Below are 8,144 nucleotides of genomic sequence, written 5' to 3'. Positions count from 1 at the left end.
CTGCCTTCAACCTACCGCGGAACGCTCCCCTACCGTCCGGCGACCGAGGCCACCGGACCCGCAGCTTCGGTAGATGGCTTGAGCCCCGTTGAATCTTCGGCGCAGCATCGCTCGACCAGTGAGCTATTACGCACTCTTTCAAGGATGGCTGCTTCTGAGCCAACCTCCTGGCTGTCTTAGCGGTGCCACTTCCTTTCCCACTTAGCCATCATTCCGGGACCTTAGCTGGCGGTCTGGGTTGTTTCCCTCTCGACGATGGAGCTTATCCCCCACCGTCTCACTCCCGACGAGCACCCACCCGGCATTCGGAGTTTGGTTGGGGTCGGTACGGGTCCTCCCGCCCTAGCCCATCCAGTGCTCTACCTCCGGGCGGCTCCGCCGGGGCTGCACCTCAATGCATTTCGGGGAGAACCAGCTATCTCCGGGTTCGATTGGCATTTCACCCCTACCCACAGCTCATCCCCTGGTATTGCAACACCAGTGGGTTCGGGCCTCCACGCGGGACTAACCGCGCTTCACCCTGGCCATGGGTAGCTCACCCGGTTTCGGGTCTGCACCGCGCGACTGGCACACCGGATGGTGCGCCCTCCCCTCCGGGAGCGGCGCCCTGTTCAGACTCGGTTTCCCTCCGCCTCCGGGATTCTCTCCCTTAAGCTCGCCACGCAGTGCAACTCACCGGCTCATTCTTCAATAGGCACGCCGTCAGGCATTCCGATCCCCGAAGGGACCGGCATAGCCCTCCGACTGTCTGTAGGCACACGGTTTCAGGTTCTGTTTCACTCCCCTCCCGGGGTTCTTTTCACCTTTCCCTCACGGTACTCGTGCGCTATCGGTCGCCAGGGGTATTTAGCCTTGGAGAGTGGTCCCCCCAGCTTCCCACGGGGTTCCACGTGTCCCGTGGTACTCAGGCACGTCGCCCAGGAAGTCCCTGCCCTTTCGCCTACCGGGCTCTCACCGTCTCCGGCATGCCGTTCCAGGACATTTCGGCTAGAGCAGGGATTGCTCACTTCCCGGCCGGACCGCAGTCCGGCCCGACGACGCCCTGCAACCCCCGCGGTGCAACGCCTGCGGGCTATCACGCACCGCGGGTTTGGGCTCTTCCCGTTTCGCTCGCCACTACTCCGGGAATCTCCGGGCACCCGCGAAGTCCGGACGGACTTCGCGGGTGCCGCTGTTGATTTCTCTTCCTCCGGGTACTGAGATGTTTCAGTTCCCCGACTGGCCTTCCCGCACCTATGAATTCAGTGCGGGATGACGCGGCATGACCCGCGCCGGGTTTCCCCATTCGGAGACGGCCGGATCGAAGGTTGCTAGGCACCTCCCCGGCCCTATCGCCGCCGACAGCGTCCTTCCTCGGCCCCTGGCGCCAGGGCATCCACCGTGCGCCCTTAGTAGCTTGAGATCCCGCCTTAGGAGCAGCTCTACAGAGCCTGCTACATTCGGAACGCTGTTGGATGTCTTCCCTATGCAGTTGTCAAGGTTCACCGCCCGCCGCCCCCCGTAGGGCGAGCAGACGCCGGCCGATCCCGGCCGGATCCCTTAAGGCACAAAAAGAGGGGATGAGCTCATCCCCCTGGACGCTCATCCGACGTACCGTCTGCGGTTGTTACCCGCTCTGGTACACCCAATCCCTCCTCAAAGTGCCAAAGGCTATTATATCGCCGGGGACCCCCTTGTCAACGCCTCTTATACCACCAGGCAGGTCAGCGTGTCCTCCACCCCGTCCACCCGCTGGATCCGAGAAAGGACCAGCGTCCCCAGCGCCGCAAGGTCTCGGGCCTGGGCCAGGCAGATCCCGTCCCAGGGCCCCGTGATCACGTGCGCCTCCCGCACGCCCGATATCCGCCCGATCCGCTGCACGGCGCGGCGGGCCTTGCCCGGCTCCAGCTTCAGCAGGACCACCGCCTCGACCGCCACCTATCCCCCCTCCCTTCCCGCCGGCACCGTCTCCACTCGGCGGCCAGCAGGTGGCGTCCCCTCCTGCGGCCGTGTGGGCCAGCGGGTCAGCGCCACCCCGCTCAGGGTCACCCCCGCCCCCACCAGGTGCCGCCGCGTGAGGACCTCGTGCAGCGCCAGAACCGCCATAGCCACCCCCAGCACCGGCATGAGGTAGGAGTAGGCGACCACGCGGGTGGGGCCGATCCGCCCAATCCCTTCATACCAGAACAGGTACCCCAGCGTCCCCGCGCCGAAGGCGGCGTAAGCCAGCTGGGCCCACGCCCGCTGGGAGACACGCCACGACTGCCGCAGGACCTCGGGCAGGCCCACCAGGATGAGCAGGAGGCTGCCGAAGACCATGCCGATGGCCATGACGGTGATGGTGGGGTAGCGGCGCAACAGCGGTAGCACCATCACCGGCGTGACTCCATAGGACGCCGCCGCCAGCAGGGTGAGCAGGTCGCCCCGCAGGTGCCCGGCGCTTGGCGAGCCCCCCGCCTGCACCAGCAGAAAGACCCCCAGGAAGGCCAGCCCGATGCCGGTGCCCTGACGCCAGCCGATGGGTTCGACGCGGGTCAGCCACACCAGGAGCGCCGTGATCACCGGCGAGACAGCGATGATCAGCACGGAGTTGCTGGCCGTGGTGTAGCGGAGGCCGGTGCTGAAGAAGATCTGATAGAGGCTCACGTGGAAGACGCCGACCAGCGCGGCGTAGGACAGGTCCCGCCGGGCGATAGCCAGGGGCCGCCGCAGCACCACCAGCAGCAGCAACATCCCTCCTGAAGCCGCGGCAAAGCGGGCAGCGGCAAAGGCCAGAGGGGTGAACTCGTCGTAGGCCGCCTTGATCACGGTGAAGGAGGAGGCCCACAACACCACCGTGACCAGCACCAGCACATCCCCCAGGCTAAAGACTCTGCGCACGTCCTCTTCCAGCTCCACCAGCGGGTCTGCAAACGGTCCCAGTATAGCAGGAGGATCTGGGGCACGGTGGAGTCGGCTGTGGTGCGGGGAGTGGGAGCGGACCGACCGGATCAGCTGCGGCAAGAGGATTGGCTGTAGGGGGAGGTCAGGCCTCCGCCTTCCGCGGCGGGGATGCCCTGCGGGGCAGTGCGGCGCGCAGCTCAGCAGCGAGGTAGAGGAGGCGGTCACGCAGCGACGATCCGGACTCGTAAAGGTCTGCAGCCAGGGCCAGGTACTCCACCAGGTCTGCCAGGACGTCCGACGGGTCCACCTCCGTCCCGCCAGCCCGGGTGTCCAGACGCCCTGCGGCGGCGAGCACCCCCAGGAGGCGCGGTACCGCAGTCACCGCCCCGTCCACAATCCGGCCGCGCAGAAGTCGTACCTCGTCCCCCACATCGTCGTCCGCCATGCGCAGCGCGGCCAGGCGGGTGACAGCGGTGATCGCCCCCGTCTGCAGGAGCTCGTCGTAGAGCTCCCGGCAGCGCGACGCGCTGAGACGTCCGCGGCGCACCAGAGGAGAGCTCTCCGCATCCAGGGACTCGCCGGCTGCCCACCGCTGCAACATGTCGTTGAGCACCTCCACCCGTTCGCGCACCCAGTCCAAGGCCTCGCCTGCCGAACTCTCGCGGCGGGCCCCTCCCCCGACCCCTCTTGCGTCCGCTCCTGCCTCGCCAGGGGGAAAGCCCGGCCCGCCCTCTCCGCCAGCCCAGACATCTCCGGATGGCCACTGCCGGAGCGGCACCTCATCGACGGTCTCGTCCATCCAGGGACGGGCTGCTTCCGCTTTCGCGGGAGGGGAGGGCACGGCCAGTGAAGGCCCCGGGCCGGGAAGGTCCTCCTCGGCGAAGACTTCTACCACGTCCGCGCCGCCCAGGGGCGCCTGGCGGGTGGCCTCCTGGACGAATGCCTGGACCTCCCGGTACAACGTGGCCGCCGGCCCGGCACGCCCCTGCTGATCCAGGCGACGTAGCAGGGCCGCGGCGTTGTACCGCGCCACGTACAGGCAGGCCTCCCGCACCCGGTTGAGCGCAGCATAGACCTGTGGATCCTTTGCCGCCCGGGCGATCCGCTCCAGGTCTTCCAGCTCGGCCAGCAGTCCGGAGGGCCCCCGCTGCAGCATCTCCTTCAGAGCGCCCCCGGCCTCCGCCCCGCCTCCAGAAGACAGGAGGGGGACAAGTGCCGGGAGCGACCGGTCCAGCTCCGATGCGGTGAGCAGGTGGGCGTAGGCGTCCACCAGACGCTCCAGACGGGTGAGGCGGGAGATGGCCTCCTGGACGCTTCTTTCGCTCACGACTGTCCTCCCGACCCGGGGGACCGCAGGCGGTTCAGCAGCATCTGGGCCTCCCGTGCTGCCTCGGTCCCCGGTGCCAGCTCCAGCACCCGCTCCAGGGCCCGCCGGGCCTCGGCGAAGCGCCCTCCCCTAAAGGCGGCGCGGCCGATCCAGAGGTAGGCCCGTGGCGTTGGCATTACTGCGGCGGCCTGCTTGAACTGGCCTATCGCAGGCCCGTACCACCCCCCGCGATAGAGCTCCATCCCCCGGGCCATCAGAGCATCATAGTGCGCCAGACGGTTCGTTCTCCGCGGCTCGGTGGGAGCCGCAGCAGGGGCGGGTGCGGGTGTGGGGCGAGGCGAGGCGCGGATCCGAGGGGACGCCACCTGCTCTGTCGGGGCGGGCAGCCTGACCGTGACCGCCTGGGCGGGACCGTCCCTCAGTCGCACTGTCCCATGCCAGACCCGTCCTCCGCGGCGCACCGTCACCGCCAGAGTCGTCCCCGGAGGCGCGACCAGGCGCAGCGGCGTCGTCCCCTTAAGCGTCGTCCCGATGTAGACCTGCGCCCCGCTGGGCTCCGATCGCAACAGCAGCGCTACTGTGGGACGCACAGGAGGGGGAGTCTGTGCCGGCACAACCTCGGGGCGCGCAGGCGCGGGGCGTGGTGAGACGGTCGGCGCAGGCAGGGCCTGTACTGCAGTAGGGGCCGCTGCCGGGACCGCGGAGGAGACGCTTCCCCCTGGCGCGGCCCGGGGAGTGGAGGGCGGTGCCGGCATCCCGCCGGAGCGCGGCGAGACAGCCACCACCGGGGCGGAGAAGGGGGCCGGCCTATTCAGCTGTGGGGAGATGCGGCGGGGCAGCGTCACCGCGCCGGCGGCAAACCCGACCACAGCCACCGCGGCCAGGACCGCTACCTGGCGAGGCTGGAGGCGAGGCACACCCCTGGCAGAGCGCAGGGACGGCAGCGCCGCGCCTCCAGTGGTCGGCTCCGTGGCTCGGACCGGGGGCCCCTCATCAAGGTCCGGGAGCTCCGGGGCGGGAGCCGGGAGCCTCCCTGGAGGAACCGGGACAGGCACATCCTCCGCCGCCGGCGGCCTTCGCGCCGGGATGGCGGCGATCGCCGTCGTGGTCCGCAGGAAGCGGACGACGTATTCTGTCTCCATCCGCCCGGCATCACCCTCGCGGTGGAGGGCCAGGGCGGTTTCCGCCAGTGTGGCGGCCTGCGTCAGGAGCGCCTGCACCCCGGCGCCATCCTCAGCGGACGGACCGCCTTCCGCCACCCAGGCCCGCCGCAGCAGCAGGGCCTGGTGTCGCAGGGCGGCGATCGCTGCCCGCCGCACCTGGTCGCGACGGCGCCCCTCCGGCCCGGCGACGCCGCTTTCTCCCTGCGCGATGTCGGCGAAGACGGCCCTGCTCGTCTGGGAGAAGTCCGACGCCTCTTCTGGTCGCGCCGTATCGGTGGAGGCCAGGGCGCGGGCCTGCCGGTAGAGGTGGCCGAGAGCATCCGGACGCGCTGAGATGTCCATGCCGCCTATCGTGTCGCGGCGCCCGAGGCTGGTGGCGCCGGGGTGCGGGTCCAACCGTGACTTATGCCCAGGGGGGGTGGGGCCTAGGCGCGACGGGAAGGGTGCAGCCGGGTCTAAGGGACCTCCCGGAACGGTATACCGCCCCTCGGCCGCATGTACTCGGGCATCTGCACGGCCATCACCTCGCCGCGGGCGGTGACCTCTCCCCCGGCGGAGACGGTGGCCGCGACCACCACCTTACGCCCATCCATCGCCTTTACCTGCGCCCGCACCTCCAGCGACACTCCCAGCGGGGTGGGGCGGATGTAGTCCACGTGCAGGGATGCGGCGACAAAGCGCAGTGCGGGCTCGCTGCCCATCTTTCGCCCTGCGGCCCGGTAGGCCGCGGCGGCCGCGGTCCCTGTGGCGTGGCAGTCGATGAGGGAGGCGATCAGCCCCCCGTAGACATACCCGGGGATGGCGATGTGATAAGGCTGGGGGTGGAATGCCGCCACTGTCTCCTCCCCGTCCCAGTAGCTCTTCAACCGGTGCCCGTGCGGGTTGAGCCGGCCGCACCCGAAGCAGTAACTCAGGTCGTCGGGATAGGAGTCCTGGAACGCCTCCGCCACCGGCTATCCCCAGTCTCCCCGATCCCCTTCAGGGGTCCCGCGTGCTGATGGCAAGACCACGTCAGGGTCTCCTGAACACAGGAGGATTATAGCGCGGGGAGAACCGACGCGCCGCGACCAGGTATGGAGATGACCCGCCGCAACCGCTCCAGGGGAAACGGCCGGCCGTGGCCGGGATAGATCATGGATGCGCCGGCAGCGATCACCCGCTGCCAGCTCCGCCGCAGGGCCCGGGGGTCGTCGGCCGGGCATACCGGGCCGGGGACGGAACGCCGAGCCGCCGATGGCCAAGTCACCTACAAAGGCCTCGCCCGAGTCGAGGACCAGGCTGACGGATCCGGGACTGTGCCCGGGGGTGAAGATGACCTGCCCGGGCAGGCCGTACCCGGCCAGAGGCGTAGGCATGTCGTCCAGGAGGATGTCCACCCTGACCGGCGGGAAGCGCAACCGTGCGGCGACGGGCCGCATGGCGGCCGCCAGCACCCGCCCCCACGGGCTAACACCGTCGGGGACGGCGACGAACCCGGATTCCAGCCACCCTTGTTCCAGGCGGTGCGCCGCCACCGGCGCCCCGGTCAGCCGGCGGAGGTGGGCAGCGGAGCCGACGTGGTCGATGTGGGCGTGCGTGAGCAGGATCAAGCGGACATCCTCGGGTCGGATGCCGGCGCGCCGCAGCAGGCGGGGCAGCACCCGCCCGCCCCAGGGCCCCGGATCGACGACGACGATCCCCGCGCCGCGCACCAGGTAGCAGTTGCTTAGCCCCAGGACGATGCGGGAGATGGCAGGGGAAGCGGGATGGATCGCGGGGTCGAAGGTCACAGAGACCGCTTCGCCCTCACCGGGACCGGCGAACTCCTTGCGCAACGGGTGATCTCCTCTGCCCTCGGTGGCCATCCGGTGGGGCGGGAGATCGCGTGGCCTGGTAGCTCTACGCGTTGACATCCCGCTCTCCCATCTCGCCGGGATCGCGCCCATCGTGGAATTCAACGAACCGGGTAATCCAGACCGCATACGCCTGTTGGGTCCTCCGGCTGTAACGGCAAGCGCGGAGGCCCTGGCGGACCCGATCCAGGAGCCCGGGCGGCAGAGGCATGGCGGCAGGGTGGGCAGGGTCCGCTGGCGTGTCCTGATCACAGCGGCGGTCGACGGGTCCAAGCGCGGCGTCGACCTCAATAGGACGGCCTGCGAAGAGCGCTTGCAGGTGCGCGAGGACTCCGTCGCTGTGGGGAACCGTCCAGTATTTTCCCTCGGGATGCCAGCGGCGGCCGGGGATGGTCTTGATCTTCGCGACGTCCTCGGGACTGTAGGGAAGGCGTACGACGAGCCTGTCCGCTCCTTCGGGTCCGATCCGAATCGCACTGCATGCCGTCCTATCAAGCGCGACGAGCGTCACCCAGCAAGACCGTCCTCTCCTCGAGGAGCATCCGCTTGCGAGGATGCCAGGATCCTACGACCTGGATGAACTGCTTGTGGGACGCGGCGAGCACATAGAAGCGCCAGTAGTCGGCGTCTCGTCGTACGCTGGGGTTGTGGATCCGCCCGCACTCCACCCCCAGCAGCCCTAAGAGGCCGTGGATGCGAGCCAGATCGGCGTGATTCTTCTGGGCGAATTGGACGTAGAATCGGTCACGGCCGTCCAGGGGCACGCCGCCTTCAGCATCGAAGTACCCTGGGATGAATGCCGTCGCCTCACCTCCTGTGAATATCGTCTCCGGGGATGCGGGGTGCCATGTCGTTTCGATCACCCAGACGTTCCGCCTACCTTCGCGGTAGATCCAACTCCGCTTCCCCAGCCGTCTAAGGAGACTGCCGAGAACCCAGAGCCACCGGACGTCAGCCTGT

Annotated in this window: 7 protein-coding genes and 1 rRNA gene (1 of these 8 only partly in view); all 8 read right to left on the bottom strand. The window is 69.0% G+C overall.

What is annotated here, in order from left to right; genetic code table 11:
- Window positions 1-1,402, bottom strand: a 23S ribosomal RNA gene (locus QN152_05935); the annotation flags it as partial.
- Between the two features lie 284 nt (window positions 1,403-1,686).
- Entirely contained in the window at window positions 1,687-1,917 is a 231-nt protein-coding gene (locus QN152_05930) for an Lrp/AsnC ligand binding domain-containing protein (protein MDR7539059.1), read from the bottom strand.
- Window positions 1,918-2,877: a DMT family transporter gene (locus QN152_05925; protein ID MDR7539058.1), complete on the bottom strand. Its 960-nt coding sequence runs from the start codon at window positions 2,875-2,877 to the stop codon at window positions 1,918-1,920.
- Between the two features lie 127 nt (window positions 2,878-3,004).
- The gene (locus tag QN152_05920; protein MDR7539057.1) at window positions 3,005-4,189 is read right to left on the bottom strand and encodes a hypothetical protein; all 1,185 of its coding nucleotides are present in this window, start codon (window positions 4,187-4,189) and stop codon (window positions 3,005-3,007) included.
- Window positions 4,186-5,694, bottom strand: a complete 1,509-nt coding sequence (locus QN152_05915; protein MDR7539056.1) for a tetratricopeptide repeat protein — start codon at window positions 5,692-5,694, stop codon at window positions 4,186-4,188. The genes QN152_05920 and QN152_05915 overlap by 4 nt, the downstream gene beginning before the upstream one ends.
- A gap of 113 nt (window positions 5,695-5,807) precedes the next feature.
- Entirely contained in the window at window positions 5,808-6,302 is a 495-nt protein-coding gene (locus QN152_05910; protein ID MDR7539055.1) for a PaaI family thioesterase, read from the bottom strand.
- A 3-nt stretch (window positions 6,303-6,305) separates the two neighbouring features.
- Entirely contained in the window at window positions 6,306-7,166 is an 861-nt protein-coding gene (locus tag QN152_05905) for an MBL fold metallo-hydrolase (protein ID MDR7539054.1), read from the bottom strand.
- A 509-nt stretch (window positions 7,167-7,675) separates the two neighbouring features.
- Window positions 7,676-8,144, bottom strand: the 3' portion of a protein-coding gene (locus QN152_05900; protein MDR7539053.1) for an LAGLIDADG family homing endonuclease. It continues 143 nt past the right edge of the window; 469 of the gene's 612 nt are visible here — the last part of the coding sequence; its start codon lies beyond the right edge, outside the window; its stop codon occupies window positions 7,676-7,678.

The organism is Armatimonadota bacterium (assembly GCA_031459715.1).
Taxonomy (GTDB): Bacteria; Sysuimicrobiota; Sysuimicrobiia; order Sysuimicrobiales; family Humicultoraceae; genus Humicultor; species Humicultor tengchongensis.
This window is presented reverse-complemented; position numbering and strand designations above follow the sequence as displayed.